Genomic DNA, 19,178 nt, shown 5'->3' on the forward strand with positions numbered 1-19,178 from the left:
GCGCTTCGGTCAGGTTTTGAAGGAGCCTCCCCTTGCGCCGGATCACCAGGATCGCAACCGTGGGCCTTGCGTCCACGGCCCTCGCACTCTCCGCCACCGCCTGCGGTGGCAAGAAGTCCACGGACACCGGGTCCTCGGACTCGACGAAGGCCGGCACCACCGCCGCCATCGCGTACGACATCGGCGGCCGTGGCGACCAGTCGTTCAACGACGCCGCCTACGCGGGCCTGGAGAAGGCCGAGAAGGACCTGGGCGTCAAGGGCGCGGAGGCCGAGCCGACCGAGGGCGAGAGCGACGCCGACAAGGTGCAGCGCCTCACCGAGCTCGCGCGCAAGGGCAGCAACCCGGTCATTGGCGTCGGCTTCGCCTACGCCCCGGCCATCAAGAAGGTCGCCGCGAAGTTCCCGAAGACCACCTTCGGCATCATCGACGACACCTCGGTGACCGCCCCGAACATCGCGAACCTGGTCTTCAACGAGGAGCAGGGCTCCTACCTGGCCGGCGTCGCCGCCGCCAAGGCGTCCAAGACCGGCAAGGTCGGCTTCATCGGCGGTGTCGAGGTCCCGCTGATCAAGAAGTTCGAGGCCGGTTACGTCCAGGGCGTCAAGGACACCAACCCCAAGGCCGAGGTGCTGACCCAGTACCTGTCGCAGCCGCCGAACTTCGAGGGCTTCGCCAAGCCGGACCTCGGCAAGGCCGCCGCCCAGGGCCAGATCGCCAAGGGCGCCGACGTGGTCTACGCCGCCGCCGGTCTCGCCGGCTCCGGCGCGATCGAGGCCGCGTCCACCGCCGGCAAGTGGGCCATCGGTGTGGACTCGGACCAGTACAACCAGGCGGGCCTGGCGAAGTTCAAGGACAAGATCCTGACCTCCGTCACCAAGGACGTCTCGGACGCGGTCTTCAACCTGATCAAGTCCGTCAAGGACGGCAAGCCGCAGTCCGGCGAGGTCCGCTACGGCCTCGACAAGGACGGCGTCGGCCTGGCCGACTCCAACCCGGAGTACAAGAAGATGGCCGAGCTGATCGCCGCCGTCGACAAGGCCAAGGCCGACATCATCGCCGGCAAGATCAAGGTCAAGACCGCGCCGTAAGGCAGGTCGTCTCGATCTGACGGTCGCCGGGGTCCGGGTAGCGGTCTCTTCGCCGCTCCCGGACCCCGGGCCGCTTTTGTGGCCTGAACTTTTCACTTTCGACAGTGCTACGCGCGTAGAGGTCTCGTGGACGCGATACCTTCACGACCCGCCCTGTCCTTCCTGCCTTCCGCTCCTTCCCGTCGAGGAGAGTGCGTCATCAACGCGTCCAGCCCGCCCCCCGCCGTGGAACTGCACGGCATTACGAAGCGCTTCCCCGGCGTCGTCGCCAACAAGGACATCGCGATCACCGTCCGCAAGGGCACGGTCCATGCCCTCATCGGTGAGAACGGTGCCGGCAAGTCGACCCTGATGAAGATCCTCTACGGCATGCAGAAGCCGGACGAGGGCACCATCGCCATCGACGGGGAGCAGGTCGCCTTCAACACCCCCGCGGACGCCATCGCCCGCGGCATCGGCATGGTGCACCAGCACTTCATGCTCGCCGACAACCTCACCGTCCTGGAGAACGTGGTCCTCGGCGGCGAGAAGCTGTACGGCATCGGTGCGAAGGCCCGCAAGAAGATCCTGGAGATCTCCGACGCCTACGGTCTGGGCGTGCGCCCGGACGCCCTGGTCGAGGACCTGGGCGTCGCCGACCGCCAGCGCGTGGAGATCCTCAAGGTCCTCTACCGCGGCGCGAAGATCCTGATCCTGGACGAGCCGACCGCCGTGCTCGTGCCCCAGGAGGTGGACGCGCTCTTCGACAACCTCCGCGAGCTGAAGGCGGAGGGCCTCACGGTCATCTTCATCTCGCACAAGCTCGGCGAGATCCTGAAGGTCGCCGACGACATCACCGTCATCCGGCGCGGCACCACGGTCGGCACCGCCGACCCGAAGACCGCCACCACCAAGCAGCTCGCCGAGCTGATGGTCGGCAGCGAGCTGCCCTCGCCGGAGACCCGCGAGTCCACGGTCACCACCACCCCGATGCTGAAGGTCTCCGACCTGACGCTGACGGCGACCGACCCGGACGGCGTGGTCCGCGAGGTGCTGGCCGGCATCGACTTCACCATCCACAAGGGCGAGGTCCTGGGCATCGCCGGTGTCGAGGGCAACGGCCAGACGGAGCTCATCGAGGCCCTCATGGGCATGAGCATCCCCGACGGCGGTGCCATCCACCTCGACGGCAACGACATCTCCACCACCCCGACGCGCAAGCGTCGCGAGGGCGGCATCGGCTACATCCCCGAGGACCGGCACCGGCACGGCCTGCTGCTGGAGTCCCCGCTGTGGGAGAACCGCATCCTCGGCCACGTCACCGAGGAGCCCAACTCCAAGCGCGGCATCCTCGACCCGAAGGCGGCCCGCAAGGACACCGAGCGGATCGTGCGCGAGTACGACGTCCGCACCCCGGGCATCGAGGTCACCGCGGCCTCCCTCTCCGGCGGCAACCAGCAGAAGCTGATCGTCGGCCGCGAGATGAGCCACAACCCGAAGTTCCTGATCGCCGCCCACCCCACCCGCGGTGTGGACGTCGGCGCGCAGGCGCAGATCTGGGACGCCATCCGCGAGGCCCGCCGCGAGGGCCTGGCCGTGCTCCTGATCTCCGCCGACCTGGACGAGCTGATCGGCCTGTCCGACACGCTGCGCGTGATCTACCGCGGGCGCCTGGTCGCGGACGCCGATCCGGCGACCATCACCCCGGAGGAGCTGGGCAGCGCCATGACCGGTGCGGCCCGGGGCCACCTGGAGCACGACGAGAACGCAGCGAGCAACGGAAGCGACTCCGCGGCCGGTTCGCCGGAGGACGAGGCCCGATGATGAAAATCGACAAGGACAAGCTGATCCTGGGCGCCGCCGGGCCGGTGCTCGCGCTGGTCAGCGCGTTCCTGCTGACCGCGGTGGTCCTGCTGGCCACGGGCGTCGACCCGATCGAGCCGATCCGCCTGATGGTGGAGAACGCCGGCTACGAGGACGTCCAGGTCCTGATCGTCAACCAGACGGGCACGTACTACCTGGCAGCCCTGGCCGTCGCCATCGGCTTCCGGATGAACCTCTTCAACATCGGCGTGGACGGCCAGTACCGCCTCGCCGCGATGCTGTCCGCCGTGGTCGGTGCGGCCGTGACCCTCCCCGGTCCGCTGCACATCCTGCTGATCGTGGTCGTCGCCATGTGCGTCGGCGCCTTCTGGTCCGGCATCGCCGGTGTCCTCAAGGCCAAGCGCGGGGTCAGCGAGGTCGTCTCGACGATCATGCTGAACGCCATCGCCACCAGCCTGATCGCCTGGCTGCTGCTGCCGAAGAACCTCGGCGTGCAGCCGGCCGGCTCCAACGACCTGACCACCGGCGACATCGCCGAGTCCGGCTGGTTCCCGGCCTTGAGCATGGGCGACTCCGGCGAGATCTACGGCTTCACCTTCGTGGCCTTCGCCCTCGGCATCGTCTACTGGTTCGTCCTCAACCGGACCCGCTTCGGCTTCGACCTGCGCGCCACCGGCGCCAGCGAGTCCGCGGCCCAGGCCTCGGGCGTGGACGCCAAGAAGATGATCCTCACCTCGATGCTCATCTCGGGCGCGGTCGCCGGCCTCGCGGGCATGCCGACCCTGCTCGGCGACACCCACACGTACAGCCTGTCCTTCCCGGTCGGCGTCGGCTTCACCGGCATCACCATCGCGCTGCTCGGCCGCAACCACCCGGTCGGCATCTTCTTCGCGGCGCTGCTGATCTCGTTCCTGGACAAGGCCTCGGCCTCGCTCGACCAGTACGGGTACGCCAAGGAAATCGCCACGATCATGAAGGGCCTGATCGTGATCGCGGTCGTCGTCTCGTACGAGCTCGTCCGCCGCTACGGCATCCGCCGCCAGCAGCAGAAGGTCGGCGAGGAACTCGCCGCCGGCGGCGCCATGAAGACCGAGAAGGAGGTCGCGGCGTGAGCACCAGCAGCGTTTCCGCGGCGAAGACCGCGCCCAAGTCGGGCGGCGGCCGCAAGAAGAAGCTCACCCTGCCCTGGATCCTGCTGATCATCGCCGGCGGCCTCGCGCTCGTCTCGGTGGTCCGCCTGATCAGCGGCGCCAACGACCTGACCTCCGTCGGCCAGGTCTCCGGCGCCCTCCAGCTCGCCGTCCCGATCGGCCTCGCCGGTCTCGGCGGCCTCTGGGCGGAGCGGGCCGGCGTGGTCAACATCGGCCTCGAAGGCATGATGATCCTCGGCACCTGGTTCGGCGCCTGGGCCGGCTACCAGTGGGGCCCGTGGACCGGCGTGGTCTTCGGCATCGTCGGCGGCGCCCTCGGCGGCCTGCTGCACGCGGTCATCACCGTGACGTTCAACGTCAACCACATCGTCTCCGGTGTGGCGGTCAACATCCTGGCCGTCGGCATGACCCAGTACCTGTCGAACTACACGTTCAACGAGGAGCCCGGCGGCTCCTCCAAGCAGTCCCCGCGCATCGAGCCGATCACCGACATCACCATCCCGGGCCTCTCGGACTGGATGTCCGACCTCCAGGCCAAGCACTGGTTCCTGATCTCGGACATCGCCGGCGTGGTCGGCGGCCTGGTCACCAGCCTCTCGCTGCTGACCGTCGTCGCCCTGCTGCTCATCCCCGCCAGCGTCTACGTGCTGTGGCACACCTCCTTCGGCCTGCGCCTGCGCTCCTGCGGCGAGAACCCGACGGCCGCCGAGTCCCTCGGCGTCAACGTGTACAAGTACAAGTACATCGCCGTCGTGGTCTCCGGCGCGCTGGCCGGCCTCGGCGGTGCCTTCCTCGCCATCGTCTCCACCGGCATCTACCAGGAGGGCCAGACCGGCGGCCGCGGCTACATCGGCCTCGCCGCCATGATCTTCGGCAACTGGATGCCGGGCGGCATGGCGCTGGGCGCCGGCCTGTTCGGCTTCACCGACAGCCTCAAGCTGCGCGGCGGCGCCGAGAACGTGCACGCCATGCTGCTGCTCCTGGCAATCCTGCTGGTCGTGGCCCTGGCCTGGCAGCTGTACAAGAAGAAGTACGTCCAGGCCGGCGTCGCCGCCGCGTTCTCGGTGCTGCTCTTCCTCTGGTACGCGCTCACCGACGAGGTCCCGAGCCAGTTCGTGGACGCCGCCCCCTACGTCACCACCCTGCTGGTCCTCGCCCTCTCGGCGCAGCGCCTGCGAATGCCCAAGGCGGACGGCCTGCCGTACCGGAAGGGCCAGGGCAAGTGACCGCGGACGCGGCGCCCGCCGGCGGCTGGGAGGCCCTGCGGGAGCAGGCGCGGGCGGCGATGGCCCACGCCTACGCCCCGTACTCGGGCTTCCCGGTCGGGGTCGCCGCCCTGGTCGACGACGGGCGGACCGTGACCGGCTGCAACGTGGAGAACGCCAGCTACGGACTCGGCCTGTGCGCCGAGTGCGGGCTCGTCTCCTCCCTGCAGGCCACCGGGGGCGGCCGGCTGACGCACTTCACGTGCGTGGACGGCAAGGGCGAGATCCTCGTCCCCTGCGGCCGCTGCCGGCAGCTGCTCTACGAGTTCGGCGGCCCGGAGCTGCTGGTGGAGACCCCCGACGGGGTGCTGCCGCTGTCGGCCATGCTGCCCCAGGCCTTCGGGCCCGACCATCTGAGATAGCCGTACGAAGACGGCCCTTCGCCCCGCCGGGCGGGGGGCCGTCGCACTTCCCCCGCAGTACCGTTGACACCCCTCTCTATGCGCGTAGAAGGAAGTACCCCATGGACGTCATCTCCGTCATCCGCACCAAGCGCGACCGCGGTGAGCTGAGCCCCGAGCAGATCGACTGGGTCATTGACGCGTACACGCGCGGTGTCGTCGCCGACGAGCAGATGTCCGCGCTGGCCATGGCCATCCTGCTGAACGGCATGAACCGGGCCGAGATCGCCCGCTGGACCGCCGCGATGATCGCGAGCGGCGAGCGCATGAACTTCGACTCGCTCAGCCGCCCCACCGCCGACAAGCACTCCACCGGCGGCGTCGGCGACAAGATCACCCTCCCGCTGGCCCCGCTGGTCGCCGCCTGCGGCGCGGCCGTCCCGCAGCTCTCCGGCCGCGGCCTCGGCCACACCGGAGGCACCCTCGACAAGCTGGAGTCCATCCCCGGCTGGCGCGCCCTGCTCTCCAACGAGGAGATGCTGCACGTCCTGGACACCACCGGCGCGGTCATCTGCGCGGCCGGCGACGGCCTGGCCCCCGCCGACAAGAAGCTCTACGCGCTGCGCGACGTCACCGGCACCGTCGAGGCCATCCCGCTGATCGCCTCCTCGATCATGTCGAAGAAGATCGCCGAGGGCACCGGCTCCCTGGTGCTCGACGTGAAGGTCGGCTCCGGCGCCTTCATGAAGAACATCGACGACGCCCGCGAGCTGGCGCGCACCATGGTGGGCCTGGGCACCGACTCCGGGGTCAAGACGGTCGCGCTGCTCACCGACATGTCCACCCCGCTCGGCCTGACCGCGGGCAACGCCCTGGAGGTCCGGGAGTCCGTCGAGGTGCTGGCCGGCGGCGGCCCGGCCGACGTGGTCGAGCTGACCATCGCGCTGGCCAGGGAGATGCTGGAGGCGGCCGGGATCAAGGACGCCGACCCGGCCAAGGCCCTCGCCGACGGTTCCGCCATGGACGTGTGGCGCCGGATGATCTCCGCGCAGGGCGGCGACCCGGACGCGGCCCTCCCGGTGGCCCGCGAGCAGCACGTGGTCACCGCCTCCGCCTCGGGCGTGCTGACCCGCCTCGACGCGTACGCGGTGGGCGTGGGCGCCTGGCGCCTGGGCGCGGGCCGCGCCCGCAAGGAGGACCCGGTGCAGGCGGGCGCGGGCATCGAGCTGCACGCCAAGCCGGGTGACACCGTCACCGCCGGCCAGCCGCTGATGACCCTGCACACCGACACCCCGGAGAAGTTCGACTACGCGCTCGCCTCCCTGGAGGGCGCGTACGACGTGGCGCCCGCGGGCACCGACTTCACCCCGGCGCCGATCGTGCTCGACCGCATCGCCTGACCCCTCCCGCTCCGGCGGCCGCGCGATCCGGTGAGGGACGGGTCCTGCGGCCGCCGGACGCCGGTTTCCGGCCGCCCGCCCCGCACGGCGGGTGGCCGGAAACCGGCCCCCCGGCGCCCGTGACCGATGAGTTGCGGGCGCCGCGGCCGTCACCCCCTGCATGACGAAGAGCGACGCGATCGGCCTGACCGTCCCCGGGCCCGCCCCCGGGCCCGCGGACACCGCAGCCCTGTGTACCCGCTTACGGGACCTGTGCCGGGCCGGGCCGCCCGGTGGCCGGGAGGTCCGCTGCGACGTCTCGGCCGTGACCGAACCGGGGCTGGCCGCCGTGGACCTCCTGGCCCGCCTGGCCCTCACCGCCCGGCGGCACGGCGCCCGGCTGCGGGTGACCGGGGCCGGCGGGCGGCTGCGCGCCCTACTGGGCCTGACCGGCCTTGCCGAGGTGCTCGGGGAGCCCGAAGAGCGGGAACCACCGGTCGGTGTCGAGGAAGGCGTTGAGCCCGGTGATCCGGCCGCGTGAGACCTCCAGTACCTGGAGGGCCCACGGGGTGTGCCCCTCGCCGTCCTCCGCGGGCCGGTACTGGCCGAAGGCGGGCATCCCGTTGGCCACCGTCGGGACCAGGCGCGAGCCCTTGCAGCCGATGCCCTGCTCCAGGTGCCAGGCCGCGATGTCCGCCGGGCCGCGGAGCCAGAGGTCGTACGGCGGCATGGACAGCACCGCGTCCTCGTGGAGCAGCGCGGTCAGCTGCTCGATGTCGTACCCCTCGAAGGCCGCCAGATAGCGGTCGAGCAGCTTCGCCTGCTCCGCGTCGAGCGGGTCCGCGGCCTCGCTCTCGCGCACGTCCTGCGCGGCGAGGGTGGCCCGGGCCCGCTGGAGGGCGCTGTTCACCGAGGCCACGGTGGTCCCCAGCAGCTCCGCGACCTCCGCGGCCTTCCAGGCCAGCACCTCGCGCAGGATCAGCACCGCCCGCTGCCGGGCCGGCAGGTGCTGGAGCGCGGCCACGAACGCGAGCCGCACCGACTCCTTCGCCAGTGCCATCTCCGCCGGGTCCGCGGTCTGCGGCAGCACCCGGCCGTCCGGCACCGGCTCCAGCCAGGTGACCTCGGGCCGGGTGTTCAGCACGGCCGAGGACTGGGCCTGCGGGGCGGTCAGGTCCATCGGCCGGGCCCGCTTGCCGCCCGCACTGAGCATGTCCAGGCAGACGTTGGTGGCGATCCGGTACAGCCACGAGCGCACCGAGGAGCGGCCCTCGAAGCTCCCGTAGCCGCGCCAGGCGCGGATGCACGTCTCCTGGACGGCGTCCTCGGCGTCGAAGGAGGAGCCGAGCATGCGGTAGCAGTACCCGGTCAGCTCCACCCGGTGGCGGTCGAGTACGCCGTCCAGCTCGGGCCCGGTCGCCGGCTCGCTCATCTGCTTCCCCCTGGTTCGCGGCGGTTACCCGGAACGTACCCCAGGGGTCCGACAACGGCAGCCCGTACCGCCCGGCGGCCCGCTCAGGTGCCGGGCTTGGTGCCGTACACGAACACGTCCTCACCCGTGCGCAGCAGGTTCCAGTACGCCTTCGCGTCCGCGTCCCGCATGTTCACGCAGCCGCCCGAGCCCGGCGGGTTCCACATGCTCTTGGTGGTCGAGTGGAAGGCCTGGCCGCCGTCGAAGAACTGCGAGTACGGCATCCACACGTGGTAGAGCGTCGACCAGTGGTTGAGCTCGCGCCGGTAGACCTTCTTCAGGCCGGTGCGGGTCTCGGTGCCGTCCTTGCCGGTGCGCACCGGCACCGGCCCGTACTTCAGCACGCTGCCGTCCTGGATCCAGCTGAGCTGCCGGGTCAGGTCCACGCACGCGATCCGGCCGCGGTTCACGGGGCACCGGCCCGCCGCGTTCGGATTGCTGCCCGCCGCCCGCTGGGCGAGCATCGTGCTCATGGTCCGCCAGGTGACGATGCCCGCGTACCCGACGGTCGGGGTGATCCCGTGCTTCGCCTGGAACGCCCTGGTCGCCTCGCAGTCCGCGGCCGACTGGCGCCCGTCCACCGGCCGGCCGAGGAACTTCTCCACCTCCCGCTGGTAGGGCCCCGTGGTCAGGTTGCAGGACGCGGCCTCGGCCGGCGCCGCCGTCACCGCCACCGTCAGCGGCACCACCAGCGCGGCCGTCGCGGCCCCGGCCGCCGCCCGCCGCCGCAGCCGCCCGGAGAACCGTCCGCGGCCCCCGTCGCCCGTCGTACCGGCCGCGCCCGCCGCAGCGGCCCGTATGCTCCCCATGCCCACTCCCACTCCCATTCCCTCGCCCTGGCCTTCGCCTCGGCCTTGGCCTTCGTCCGAGCCCTCCGAAGGGGGACGCGCGAGGGCCCGGGGCGAGTTGCACCCCGGGCCGTCGTATTTGCCCTCCGCACCGCGGCGGAGTACGGGCTACTGCGCGGTGCGGACCAGCAGCCGCTCGGCGCGCGCCACCCGGGACCCGTAGAGGGTGATCGAGACGACGCCCAGCACCGCCACCAGCCCCACCAGGACCGTGGCCTGCCAGCCCGCCGCGTGGAAGGCCACCGCCCCGAGCGTGCCACCCGCGCTGCTGCCCAGGTAGTACGCGGACTGGTAGAGCGCCGAGGCCTGGGCCCGGCCGCTCTTCGCGGTCCGGCTCACCGAGGACGAGGCCACCGCGTGCCCGGCGAAGAACCCCGCCGTGATCAGCACCAGCCCGCCGAGGACCGCGCCCAGCCGGTCGGACAGCGAGAGCAGCAGCCCCGCGGCCGTCGTGGACACCGCCAGGTACAGGGCCCCGCGCCGGCCCAGCCGGGCGACCAGCTGCCCGGCGGCCGCCGAGGAGGCCGTACCGACCAGGTAGACGAGGAAGACCGAGCCGATCACGCCCTGGCCGAGGCCGAAGGGCTCCTCGGCCAGCCGGTAGCCGATCACCGTGTAGACGGCGCCGAACACGGTCATGAACAGCGCGCCGATCCCGTACAGCCGCAGCAGGAGCGGGTCCTTCAGGTGCCCGGCCACGGTCCGGCCCAGCGCCCGCGGCTCCAGCGGGGAGGGGGAGAAGGACCGGGCCTTCGGCAGCAGCACCCGGAAGACCACCGCGCACGCCAGCGCCAGCAGGCCCACCGCGGCCAGCCCGGCCCGCCAGCCGCCCAGCTGGGCCGCCCAGCCGGTGACCAGGCGGCCGCTCATCCCGCCCAGGGAGTTGCCCGCCACGAACAGCCCGATCGCACCGACCAGCGCCTTGGGCCGGACCTCTTCGGCCAGGTACGCCATCGCCGAGGCGGGGATGCCCGCGATCGCCGCGCCCTGCACCGCGCGCAGCACCACCAGGGTGCCGAGGTCCGGGGAGAGCGGGACCAGGAGGCCGACCGCCACGGCCACCGCCATCGACCAGGTCATCATCCGGGTCCGGCCGAAGCGGTCGGACAGGGCGCTCAGCGGGAGCACCAGCAGGGCCAGTGCGCCCGTCGCCGCCGACACGGTCCAGCTGGCCTGACCGGCCGTCACGCCGAAGCCGGCGGAGATCGCGGGCAGCAGCGCCTGCGTGGAGTAGAGGAGCGCGAAGGTCGCGAGCCCGGCGGCGAAGAGCGCGAGGCTCATCCGGCGGTAGCCGGGGCGGCCGGGGGAGAGGAGTTCGGTGGCGGCTTCCGGGGACGGCAGGGTGGAGGCACCCGTGGTGACAGGTGCCCCGGTATGAGCGGGAGGCATGTCCTCGAAACTACGGCTCCTTCTTTCATGCGTCCAATGCGCAGAATTGCCATAATCGATGCACTGGCGTATGAGTGCAGCTCGGGAGGGTGCGTGTCAATGAGCCGTTACGAAGAAGACATGGCTGTGACAACCGAGCTCGCCCCCCGGCTCGCCTACTTCGTCGCCGTGGCCCGCCACGAGCACGTCACGAGGGCCGCGCACGAGCTGGGAGTTCCGCAGCCGACCCTGTCCCGGGCCATGGTCCGGCTCGAACAGGACCTGGGCGTCGCCCTGTTCGCCCGCAAGGGCCGCACCGTCTCGCTCACCACCGCCGGCCGCACCTTCCTCGCCTCGGCCGAGCGGGCGGTCGCCGAGATCGGCCGCGCCGCCGAATCCGTACGGGCCGATGCCGACCCGGCCGCCGGCAAGGTGGCCTTCGGCTTCCTCCACACCCTCGGCTCCGAGACCGTGCCCGAGCTGATCCGCGCCTTCCGGGTGGACCACCCCCGGGTCCGCTTCTCCCTCGTCCAGAACTACGGCGAGGCCATGCTGGAGCGGCTGCGCGCCGGCGAGCTCGACCTGTGCCTCACCTCGCCGGTCCCGGACGCCCCCGGACTGGCGGCCCGACGCCTCGACGAACAGCGGCTGCGCCTCGTGGTCCCGGAGGACCACCGGCTGGCCGAACGCAAGCGGATCCGCCTCGCCGAGGCCGCCGACGAAACCTTCGTCACCCTCGAACCCGGCTACGGGCTGCGCCGGATCACCGACGACCTGTGCGCCGAGGCCGGGTTCACCCCGCGGGTGGCCTTCGAGGGCGAGGAGGCCGAGACCCTGCGCGGACTGGTCGCCGCCGGGCTCGGGGTGGCCCTGCTGCCGCCGCCCGCCGTGGCCCGCCCGGGGGTGGTCGAACTGACCGTCACCGCCCCGCGCGCGGTCCGCGAGATCGGCGTGGCGTGGCTCGACGGGCACCCGGACACGCCCCCGGTCGCCGCCTTCAATCGCTTCCTGCTCTCCCGTCGGGGCCGCCTCCTGCCGGAGCTGTGACGGCCTCCCGGCGCGCGGCCGCCGCCAGCCAGCCCGCCTGGAAGCGGCTCCGGGCGCCGACCGCGCGCATGATCTCCGCGATGTGCCGCTGACAGGTCCGCTCCGACATCCCGAGCCGCCGCGCGATCACCTTGTCCTCGATGCCCTCCGACAGCAACTGCACGATCGTCTGGCGGAGTTCGTCCGAGATCGAGCGGGCCAGGTCCGGGCCCACCGTGGTCGGGAACGGCTCCGCCTCCAGCCAGGACCGCTCGAAGGCCGCCGCCATGAAGTGCACCACGCTCGGCTCCCGCACCACCAGCGCCGCCCCGTTCACCGCCGCCCCGTCCGCGCTGCGGACCGCCATCAGCCCCGTGCGCCGGTCGAAGACGAGCATCCGCATCAGCCCGTCCCCGAGGGTGCGCACCTGCGCGCCCAGGGCGGTCACCCGCTCCACGTACGCGGCGGTGGGCCGGTCGTAGCGGGCGGTGTGCTGGTAGATGGTCCGGATCCGCACCCCGCGCGCCAGCATCGACTCGTCCCGCCCGATCGCGTCCTCCAGGGTCTCCACCGGACGGCCGCCGCCGGGCTGCGAGGTCAGCAGCTCCTCCCCGCAGCAGGCCGCCAGCTCGGCGATGATCGAACGGACCGCCCCCAGCTCGGTCACCACCTCCAGCCCGCCCGAGCGCTCCGGGTCCCGCTGCGCCGCCCCCGCCTCGTACGCCGGGACCAGGTCCTCCAGCCGCTGCCGGGTGCGGTCCATCTCCTCCTGGGTCTCGCGCATGCGCACCGCCAGCGGGGCCAGGGCCCGCGCCGCGGCCGCCCGCGGCTCCACCGCGCTCCACCCGTCCCGGGTGCCGGTGGCCCGCTGGAGCAGGTGCGCGGAGACCAGCTCGGCCAGCGCCCCGTCCACCTCCGGGCCCAGCGCGGCGGCCGCCTCCGCGGGAGTGAACGCGTGCCGGTCGGCCGCGTACGCGTACAGGCGCCGGGCAGCCGGGCTCACATGATCGGCTGAGGCTGACATGCTGCTATTCGTCCCTGTTCGGGCCGTTCTGTAAACCCCTCCGGTTTCCGCAAGGCGCCAACCCGAAGCCCGAGCCCCCGGTACGGACCAATCACCCGGGGTGCAAAGTGGAGCGCACGGCGTGAGGGGGGAGCGCGGCATGCGGCAGGGGAGGCCCGTGGCAGTGCTGCTGAGCCCTCGCCCCGCCGTGGTGGCCGCGGCCCGCCGGGCGGGCGCGCACACCCTGGTGGTCGCGCCCGGTCCACCCGTGCCGTCCGACCGTGAGGGGGCGGTGCGGCAGGTACGGGAGGACTGGCGCGACCACCGGCGGCTGGTGGCGGCCCTCGCCGCCGTGGACCCGGTCCGCCGGGGCACGGCCGCCGTCTTCGGCTTCACCGCGGACAGCGCCCTGGCCGCCGCCCGCGCCAACGAGGAGCTCGGACTCCCCGGCACCCCCGCGGCCGCCGTCGCCTCGCTCATGGACAAGGCCGCCCTGCGGGCCCGGGTGAACGCCGCCTTCGGCCGCCCGGTCTCCTTCGTCCGCTGCGGCCGGGCCGCCCTCCTCCCCTTCCTCGCCGGGCTCATCGGCTACCCGTGCGTGGTCAAGCCCCGGGCCGGGGCCGACGGGGAGGGCGTACGGCTGCTCACCGGGCCCCGCCAGGCCGAGGAGGCCGTCCACCGCTACCCGGAGATCACCGACCTGATCGTCGAGGAGCTGCTCGAAGGACCCGAGATCGCCGTCGAGACCCTGTCCCGCGCCGGCCGCCACCGCGTCCTCGGCATCGCGCGCCGCCTGACCGCTGCCGGCACCCGCCCGCTCGCCGCCGCCGGGCACGCCGTGCCCGTGCCCCTGGACGCCCGCACCGCCGACTCCGTACGCGCCCTCGTCCGCAGGACCCTGAACCTCGCCGGGCACCGCGACGGCCCCGCCCACACCGAGATCGTCCTGACGGCCCGCGGCCCCCGGCTCGTCGAGGCGCACGCCCGGCCCGCCGGCCCGGAACTCGCCCAGCTGCTGCGCCTGGGCCTGGGCAGTGACGTGCTCGCCCTCGCCCTCGCGGCGGGACTGGGCTTGCCGGCCCCGGTGCGCCCGCCCCGGGCTGCCCACGCGGGCCTGCGCTACCTCGACTTCCCGCCCGGCCCGGTGGACCTGTCCGGCAGCCTCCCGGCCGCCCGGGCGGTGCCGGGGGTGGTGCGCATCAGCGTGGACGTGCCGCCCGGCGGGGCCGTGCGGCACCCGCCCACCGGCTCCTTCCACCACGGGCACGTGATGGCGGCCGGCCCCACGGCGGCGGCCGTGGGGCGCGCGCTGGCGGAGGCCGCCGCCCTGCTCGCGCCGCTGCCCGCCCCGGGGCCGGACGGCGGCCGCGGACGGGGGTCCGGGTCAGCCCCGCAGTGACCTTCCGAAACCGGAGGCGAGCGGCATCCGAAGGCCCAGCGGCGGCGGGGCGGCCAGGGCGTCGGTGACCGGGCGGGACCAGCGTCCGGTGAACAGGGCCCCGTTGACGAAGTCCAGGCAGAGCGCCACCACTTCGGCCCGGTGCTCGCGCAGCGAGTGGCCGTCCGAGTGCACTTCGAACCGGCAGGTCGAACGATTCGCCTTCTTCGCGCGCTCCGCGAGCCGGAAGGACAACTCGGGGTCCACGGAGGCGTCGTTGGTGCCGTGCACGATCAACACCTGGCGTCCGGCGAGCTGTTTCACCGGTTCGGGGGAGACGGTCGGGGCCGGCTCGGGCAGCCAAGGCGCAAGCAGCAGGACGGAGTTGACGGCCGGATGGCCGGCCCCCCGCAGCGCCGCGAGCCCGCCCGTCCCGTAACCCGCCAGGCAGACGGGCACGTCCCCGTACCGCCGGACCACCTCGTCCACCGCCCACTCCGGCGGCGACCCCGGCGCCGCCCCGCGCACCTGGTGCACGGCCAGCCCCTCCGCCGCGCCCGCCCGGACCAGGGCCCGGCCCAGCGGGCGGACCGGGCCGTACGGGAACCGGGAGGAACCGGGGACTAACAGGACGACGCCACTGACCACCTCGGAGCCGTTCGCGCGGGCCGCCCGTCCCAGGCGGGCCCCGCGCACCGGCGGCGCATGCTGTGCCATGGCGAAACAGTCTCAGACGCCCGGGTGTACGCCACCCGTCCGCACGGTCACTGTTACGTATCGACCGACGGGCCCGTTCGGGCGCTCTACGCGCGTAGGCGCTACAGTGCCGAGATGACGAGCGAGACGCCCAACCTGCCCAGCCCGGACCAGATCCGCCGTGCCCCGAAGGTGCTCCTGCACGATCACCTCGACGGCGGTCTGCGCCCCGGGACCATCATCGAGCTGGCCCGGGCGGTCGGCTACGACAAGCTCCCGGAGACCGACGCCGACAAGCTCGGCGTCTGGTTCCGCGATGCCGCCGACTCCGGGTCCCTGCCCCGCTACCTGGAGACGTTCGCGCACACCTGTGCCGTCATGCAGACTAAGGAAGCCCTCTTCCGGGTCGCCGCCGAGTGCGCCGAGGACCTGGCCGAGGACGGCGTGGTCTACGCCGAGGTCCGCTACGCGCCCGAGCAGCACCTCGAAGGCGGCCTGACCCTCGAAGAGGTCGTCGAGGCCGTGAACGACGGCTTCCGCGAGGGCGAGCGCCGGGCCCGGGCCAACGGCCACCGCATCCGCGTCGGCGCCCTGCTGACCGCCATGCGCCACGCGGCCCGCGCCCTGGAGATCGCCGAGCTGGCCAACCGCTACCGGGACAACGGGGTCGTCGGCTTCGACATCGCGGGCGCCGAGGCCGGGTTCCCCCCCACCCGCCACCTCGACGCGTTCGAGTACCTCAAGCGCGAGAACAACCACTTCACGATCCACGCGGGCGAGGCCTTCGGCCTGCCGTCGATCTGGCAGGCCCTGCAGTGGTGCGGCGCCGACCGCCTCGGCCACGGCGTGAAGATCATCGACGACATCGAGGTCGCCGAGGACGGCAGCGTCACGCTGGGCCGCCTGGCCTCGTACGTCCGGGACAAGCGCATCCCGCTGGAGATGTGCCCCACCTCGAACCTGCAGACCGGTGCCGCCGCCTCCTACGCGGAGCACCCGATCGGCCTGCTGCGCAAGCTGCACTTCCGGCTCACGGTCAACACCGACAACCGGCTGATGAGCGGCACCAGCATGACCCGCGAGTTCGAGCACCTGGTCGACACCTTCGGCTATTCGCTCGACGACATGCAGTGGTTCACCGTCAATGCGATGAAGTCCGCGTTCATTCCTTTCGATGAACGACTGGCGATGATCAACGACGTGGTGAAGCCCGGCTATGCCGAGCTGAAGTCGGAATGGCTGTTCCGCCAGACCGCCTCCACCAGCGGTTCTGTCTCCGCCTAGGCCACGGCCTGACCTTCTGGAAGCGCCCGGGAAGCCGAACTCCCGGGCGCTTTCTCATATTTGAGGATGTTTGCAGGGCGGGGTTTGAGATCGCTAGTTTTCGGAGCCGCTCAGTTCCCCGTCGCAAGGACGAGATTTCATGAAGCAGTCAGCTGCCAAGACCCTCGGTGTCGCCGCCCTCGGTGCCGCCTTCGCCGCTGCCGCCGCGGGCGCCGCTTCCGCGGCCCCCGCCGTGGGTGCCGCCGACGCGCTCAGCACCGTCACCGGCGTGACCAACGCGGTGCCGGTGGCGGAGACGCTCGGCAAGGTCACCAACCACACGGCCGCCCAGGGCGAGGAGGGCCAGAGCGAGTCCTCCGACCCGCTCAAGAGCGCGACCGGTCTGCTCGGCGGCCTGCCGCTGCAGGGCGGCGGTCTCCCGCTCTGATCCCCGCCGCGTTCCGTACGCGTGCACGACGGGCGCATGCCTCTTCGATGAGGTGTGCGCCCTGTCGCACCCTGTGCCAGGATCGCGCCAACTGCCGGACCACGTACGGGCTGTGAGGTTCCGACGATCATGCACGTGAAGGCGAGGGGCGCGGCCGCACTCCTGACGGTCCCCGTCCTCCTCCTGGCCGCCGCCGGATGCTCCGGCGAGACGGCCGGCACGAAGAACCGCGGCGAGGGGAAGAGCTCCGGGCAGCCGGCCGCGGGCGCCACGGCCTCCCGGGCCACCCCGGTCCCCGGCTCCCCGCTGGAGCGGGCCGCACTCGCCCCCGGGGACCTCGACGGCTACCAGATCTCCACCGGCGCCAAGGACCCCAAGGCCCCCGACGGCCAGCCGCAGGCGGACCGCAGGCCCTGCCAGCCGCTCGCCGACATCATGGGGGACAAGCCGGACCCGCACGCGCGCCGGACCGTCAACCGCGGCATCGGCTCCCGCACCGAGCTGGGCCTCGCCGTCTCCGCATCGCTCAGCTCCTACGCCGAGGCGGACGCCCGCCGGCTGATCGAGGGGCTGCGCTCCGCGCTCGCCGCCTGCAAGCAGGGCTACTCGGCGACCGTCGAGAAGCAGACCGGCAGCTACAAGGACGTACGCGCCACCGCGTACCGGGTGGGCGGGGACGAAAGCGTCAGCTGGACCACGACCGCCGTCGCCGGGGGAGTCTCGGCCCCCGTGCACCTGGTCGTCATCCGCGAGGGGGCGACGGTGGTGCGCCTGATGGCGCTGAACATCGCGGGCAAGGGCGCAGCCGAGGTGCCGCACGACCTCGCCGACAAGCAGATGGAAAAGCTGGGCCGGGTGCTCGGGGGCTGAGCGCCGTCCCACCGGCCGGTACTCACCAGCCGGTGGTGGACTTCGCGGTGTTCTCGTTGGGCAGCAGCAGCCACAGGGCCAGGTACACCAGGAACTGCGGGCCGGGCAGCAGGCACGAGGCCACGAATATGACGCGCATGGTCGTCGCGGAAATTCCGAAGCGACGCGCCAGCGCGGCGCAGACGCCGCCGATCATTCGTCCGTCACGGGGGCGGGCCAGGGCGGTCATGGGATTCTCCTTCGTCGTATCGCTCTCTGCGATGACTCAATACTCCCGCGGGATCGCCGACAGGACGTCGCTCCAGGGGGCGATGCCGACCCTGGAAATCCTCGGGGTCGGCCCCTGAGAATTCGGCCCGGATTCCGGAGCCCCGACCCTGGCGCGGCGCAGCCGGGCCCGTACCGCGGGCACGACGGCGAGGTGCGCCAGGGCCACCCCGGCCGCGTTCAGGAAGAGCGAGTCCACGTCCACGACCTGCCCGGGCACCCCGCTCTGCGCCATTTCGATGGCGAGCGAGACCAGGGCGCCGGTGGCGGTGGTGCGGGCCAGGGAGGCCAGCGGGGAGACGGTGAGCCGGCCGCCCGCGAGGGGCAGCAGGACGCCGAGCGGGGCGAGGAGGACGAGGGCCGAGCCGATCCGGCGGGCCGCCTCCACCGGCCCCTGGGCCAGGTCGGCCCGGATGCCTTCGAAAGGAGTGAGATTGGCCGCGGCGGCCCAGGGCACGTCCAGGGGCCGAAGGGTGAACCAGCCGACGAGTGCCAGGTGCGCGAGGAGCAGGACCCCGCTGACGGCCCGCAGCCGTATGGCGGCGGTGCCGCTTACGTCATGACGCTGTTGCACACCGGCAGGGACGCAGGATCCGGCGGCCCCGGTTCCGCGACCAGGTGTGATGCACGTCCCGCCGGGGCGGACCGGGCCCGTGCGCACACCCGCCGGGGCCCGTGCGCACACCCGCGCCGGCGCCCCGCCCCGCCGGCCCCGTCCGCGACCGGCTGCGCGGCGGGCCCGGCGCTCAGCGCGTGGCGAAGAGGACGGCCAGCAGGATCGCGCCCGCGACGGCCGGGGCGATCGTCTCGTAGGACCAGCGCACCGAAGGCTCGCCCTGGGCCCCGGGCCGGGCGGTGGCGACCGCCCGCTCCTGGATCTCGTTCAGCTCCTTGACGTACTGGTCCGCGACCGCCCGGCTGACCTCGGGTTCCTGGCCCGGCACCACGTCCTCCCCGGCCGCCTGCCGGCGGGCGTTGCGGCGGGTGGCCGACTTGCGCTGGCGCAGCGAGACGGGGATCGCCCAGAGCTGGTACGTGGTCGCGCCGGTGGTCAGGGCCTCCACCGAGTAGCGGGCCCGCAGCGTGGCCACCGAGGCCCACGGCAGCTCGATGGTGCGGAAGGGGTTGCGGACCTTGAGCCGGTCCTCGCCGGCGAACACGGCGGGCCGCAGGGTGTACGCGACCACCAGCGGGGCGGCGGTCAGGAAGCCGGCCAGGGCGAACCACGGGGTCCGGCCGGTGCCGCGGACCACCGCGTCCCCGCAGATCCACAGGCCGAGCGCCAGCAGCAGCACGCCGGCGACCAGTGCGCCGTTGGAGCGGTAGACCCGGTCCGCGTAGGCCGGTTCCTGGTGGGGCTGCTGGGGGCTCGTCATGCGCTCGATTCTGCCTCACGCCGCCGCGGGCCACGCGGCGGGCGCCCCCGGGCCGCACACGCCCGTGGGGGGGGGGGGGGGGGGGGGGGAACACCACACAAAGGAGGAGGGGGGGGAGGGACAGACGCAAACCC

General features: G+C 72.8%; 20 protein-coding genes. 12 read left to right on the plus strand and 8 right to left on the minus strand.

Features of this window, described 5'->3' with window-relative positions; all coding sequences use genetic code 11:
- The first annotated feature begins 32 nt into the window (after positions 1–32).
- The 7 genes from ACZ407_RS08310 (at position 33) to ACZ407_RS08340 (ending at position 7,571) form a co-directional block, all read left to right on the plus strand.
- Positions 33–1,091 carry a BMP family lipoprotein gene (locus ACZ407_RS08310; protein ID WP_468126491.1) on the plus strand — a complete coding sequence of 353 codons (1,059 nt, stop codon included), beginning with the start codon at positions 33–35 and terminating at the stop codon, positions 1,089–1,091.
- A gap of 225 nt (positions 1,092–1,316) precedes the next feature.
- Entirely contained in the window at positions 1,317–2,894 is a 1,578-nt protein-coding gene (locus tag ACZ407_RS08315; RefSeq protein ID WP_468126492.1) for an ABC transporter ATP-binding protein, read from the plus strand.
- A complete protein-coding gene (locus ACZ407_RS08320) occupies positions 2,891–4,006 on the plus strand; it encodes an ABC transporter permease (protein ID WP_468126493.1) in 1,116 nt (371 codons plus the stop codon). The genes ACZ407_RS08315 and ACZ407_RS08320 overlap by 4 nt, the downstream gene beginning before the upstream one ends.
- On the plus strand, positions 4,003–5,271 hold the full coding sequence (locus ACZ407_RS08325; RefSeq protein ID WP_468126494.1) for an ABC transporter permease: 1,269 nt from the start codon (positions 4,003–4,005) through the stop codon (positions 5,269–5,271). The genes ACZ407_RS08320 and ACZ407_RS08325 overlap by 4 nt, the downstream gene beginning before the upstream one ends.
- On the plus strand, positions 5,268–5,672 hold the full coding sequence (locus ACZ407_RS08330) for a cytidine deaminase (protein ID WP_468126495.1): 405 nt from the start codon (positions 5,268–5,270) through the stop codon (positions 5,670–5,672). Before ACZ407_RS08325 ends, ACZ407_RS08330 begins: the two co-directional genes overlap by 4 nt.
- A 101-nt stretch (positions 5,673–5,773) precedes the next feature.
- Positions 5,774–7,051, plus strand: coding sequence for a thymidine phosphorylase (locus ACZ407_RS08335; RefSeq protein ID WP_468126497.1), 1,278 nt, complete (start codon positions 5,774–5,776; stop codon positions 7,049–7,051).
- A gap of 160 nt (positions 7,052–7,211) precedes the next feature.
- Positions 7,212–7,571 carry an STAS domain-containing protein gene (locus ACZ407_RS08340; protein WP_468126499.1) on the plus strand — a complete coding sequence of 120 codons (360 nt, stop codon included), beginning with the start codon at positions 7,212–7,214 and terminating at the stop codon, positions 7,569–7,571.
- On the opposite strand, the gene ACZ407_RS08345 is transcribed toward ACZ407_RS08340, so the two are convergent.
- From ACZ407_RS08345 to ACZ407_RS08355, 3 genes are all read right to left on the minus strand, one after another.
- The gene (locus ACZ407_RS08345; RefSeq protein ID WP_468126501.1) at positions 7,467–8,462 is read right to left on the minus strand and encodes a sigma-70 family RNA polymerase sigma factor; all 996 of its coding nucleotides are present in this window, start codon (positions 8,460–8,462) and stop codon (positions 7,467–7,469) included. The two genes, ACZ407_RS08340 and ACZ407_RS08345, sit on opposite strands and share 105 nt — an antisense overlap.
- 83 nt (positions 8,463–8,545) lie before the next feature.
- Positions 8,546–9,310 carry a L,D-transpeptidase family protein gene (locus tag ACZ407_RS08350; protein WP_468126502.1) on the minus strand — a complete coding sequence of 255 codons (765 nt, stop codon included), beginning with the start codon at positions 9,308–9,310 and terminating at the stop codon, positions 8,546–8,548.
- Between the two features lie 147 nt (positions 9,311–9,457).
- Entirely contained in the window at positions 9,458–10,738 is a 1,281-nt protein-coding gene (locus ACZ407_RS08355; RefSeq protein WP_468126504.1) for an MFS transporter, read from the minus strand.
- A 99-nt stretch (positions 10,739–10,837) separates the two neighbouring features.
- Between ACZ407_RS08355 and ACZ407_RS08360 the strand changes: the two genes are divergently transcribed.
- On the plus strand, positions 10,838–11,764 hold the full coding sequence (locus ACZ407_RS08360; RefSeq protein WP_468126506.1) for a LysR family transcriptional regulator: 927 nt from the start codon (positions 10,838–10,840) through the stop codon (positions 11,762–11,764).
- Here ACZ407_RS08360 and ACZ407_RS08365 read toward each other — a convergent pair.
- Positions 11,715–12,767 carry a LuxR C-terminal-related transcriptional regulator gene (locus ACZ407_RS08365; protein WP_468126508.1) on the minus strand — a complete coding sequence of 351 codons (1,053 nt, stop codon included), beginning with the start codon at positions 12,765–12,767 and terminating at the stop codon, positions 11,715–11,717. The genes ACZ407_RS08360 and ACZ407_RS08365 overlap by 50 nt on opposite strands.
- Positions 12,768–12,924: 157 nt before the next feature.
- Between ACZ407_RS08365 and ACZ407_RS08370 the strand changes: the two genes are divergently transcribed.
- The gene (locus ACZ407_RS08370; RefSeq protein ID WP_468126509.1) at positions 12,925–14,145 is read left to right on the plus strand and encodes an ATP-grasp domain-containing protein; all 1,221 of its coding nucleotides are present in this window, start codon (positions 12,925–12,927) and stop codon (positions 14,143–14,145) included.
- Here the strand turns inward: ACZ407_RS08370 and ACZ407_RS08375 are convergent.
- Positions 14,131–14,841, minus strand: coding sequence for an alpha/beta hydrolase (locus ACZ407_RS08375; RefSeq protein ID WP_468126511.1), 711 nt, complete (start codon positions 14,839–14,841; stop codon positions 14,131–14,133). The two genes, ACZ407_RS08370 and ACZ407_RS08375, sit on opposite strands and share 15 nt — an antisense overlap.
- A 114-nt stretch (positions 14,842–14,955) precedes the next feature.
- Between ACZ407_RS08375 and ACZ407_RS08380 the strand changes: the two genes are divergently transcribed.
- The 3 genes from ACZ407_RS08380 (at position 14,956) to ACZ407_RS08390 (ending at position 17,401) form a co-directional block, all read left to right on the plus strand.
- The gene (locus tag ACZ407_RS08380) at positions 14,956–16,104 is read left to right on the plus strand and encodes an adenosine deaminase (protein WP_468126513.1); all 1,149 of its coding nucleotides are present in this window, start codon (positions 14,956–14,958) and stop codon (positions 16,102–16,104) included.
- Between the two features lie 139 nt (positions 16,105–16,243).
- Positions 16,244–16,531, plus strand: coding sequence for a hypothetical protein (locus tag ACZ407_RS08385; protein ID WP_468126515.1), 288 nt, complete (start codon positions 16,244–16,246; stop codon positions 16,529–16,531).
- 129 nt (positions 16,532–16,660) lie between these two features.
- Positions 16,661–17,401 carry a hypothetical protein gene (locus ACZ407_RS08390; RefSeq protein WP_468126517.1) on the plus strand — a complete coding sequence of 247 codons (741 nt, stop codon included), beginning with the start codon at positions 16,661–16,663 and terminating at the stop codon, positions 17,399–17,401.
- 22 nt (positions 17,402–17,423) lie between these two features.
- Here the strand turns inward: ACZ407_RS08390 and ACZ407_RS08395 are convergent, their stop codons facing one another.
- The 3 genes from ACZ407_RS08395 to ACZ407_RS08405 form a co-directional block, all read right to left on the minus strand.
- On the minus strand, positions 17,424–17,630 hold the full coding sequence (locus ACZ407_RS08395; protein WP_468126519.1) for a PspC domain-containing protein: 207 nt from the start codon (positions 17,628–17,630) through the stop codon (positions 17,424–17,426).
- Between the two features lie 36 nt (positions 17,631–17,666).
- Positions 17,667–18,242 (minus strand): VanZ family protein, encoded by a 576-nt coding sequence (locus tag ACZ407_RS08400; RefSeq protein ID WP_468126521.1) that lies wholly within the window; start codon positions 18,240–18,242, stop codon positions 17,667–17,669.
- A gap of 172 nt (positions 18,243–18,414) precedes the next feature.
- The gene (locus ACZ407_RS08405) at positions 18,415–19,044 is read right to left on the minus strand and encodes a PH domain-containing protein (protein ID WP_468126523.1); all 630 of its coding nucleotides are present in this window, start codon (positions 19,042–19,044) and stop codon (positions 18,415–18,417) included.
- Between the last annotated feature and the right edge of the window lie 134 nt (positions 19,045–19,178).

It is taken from the genome of Streptomyces sp. NPDC030809, assembly GCF_055572195.1.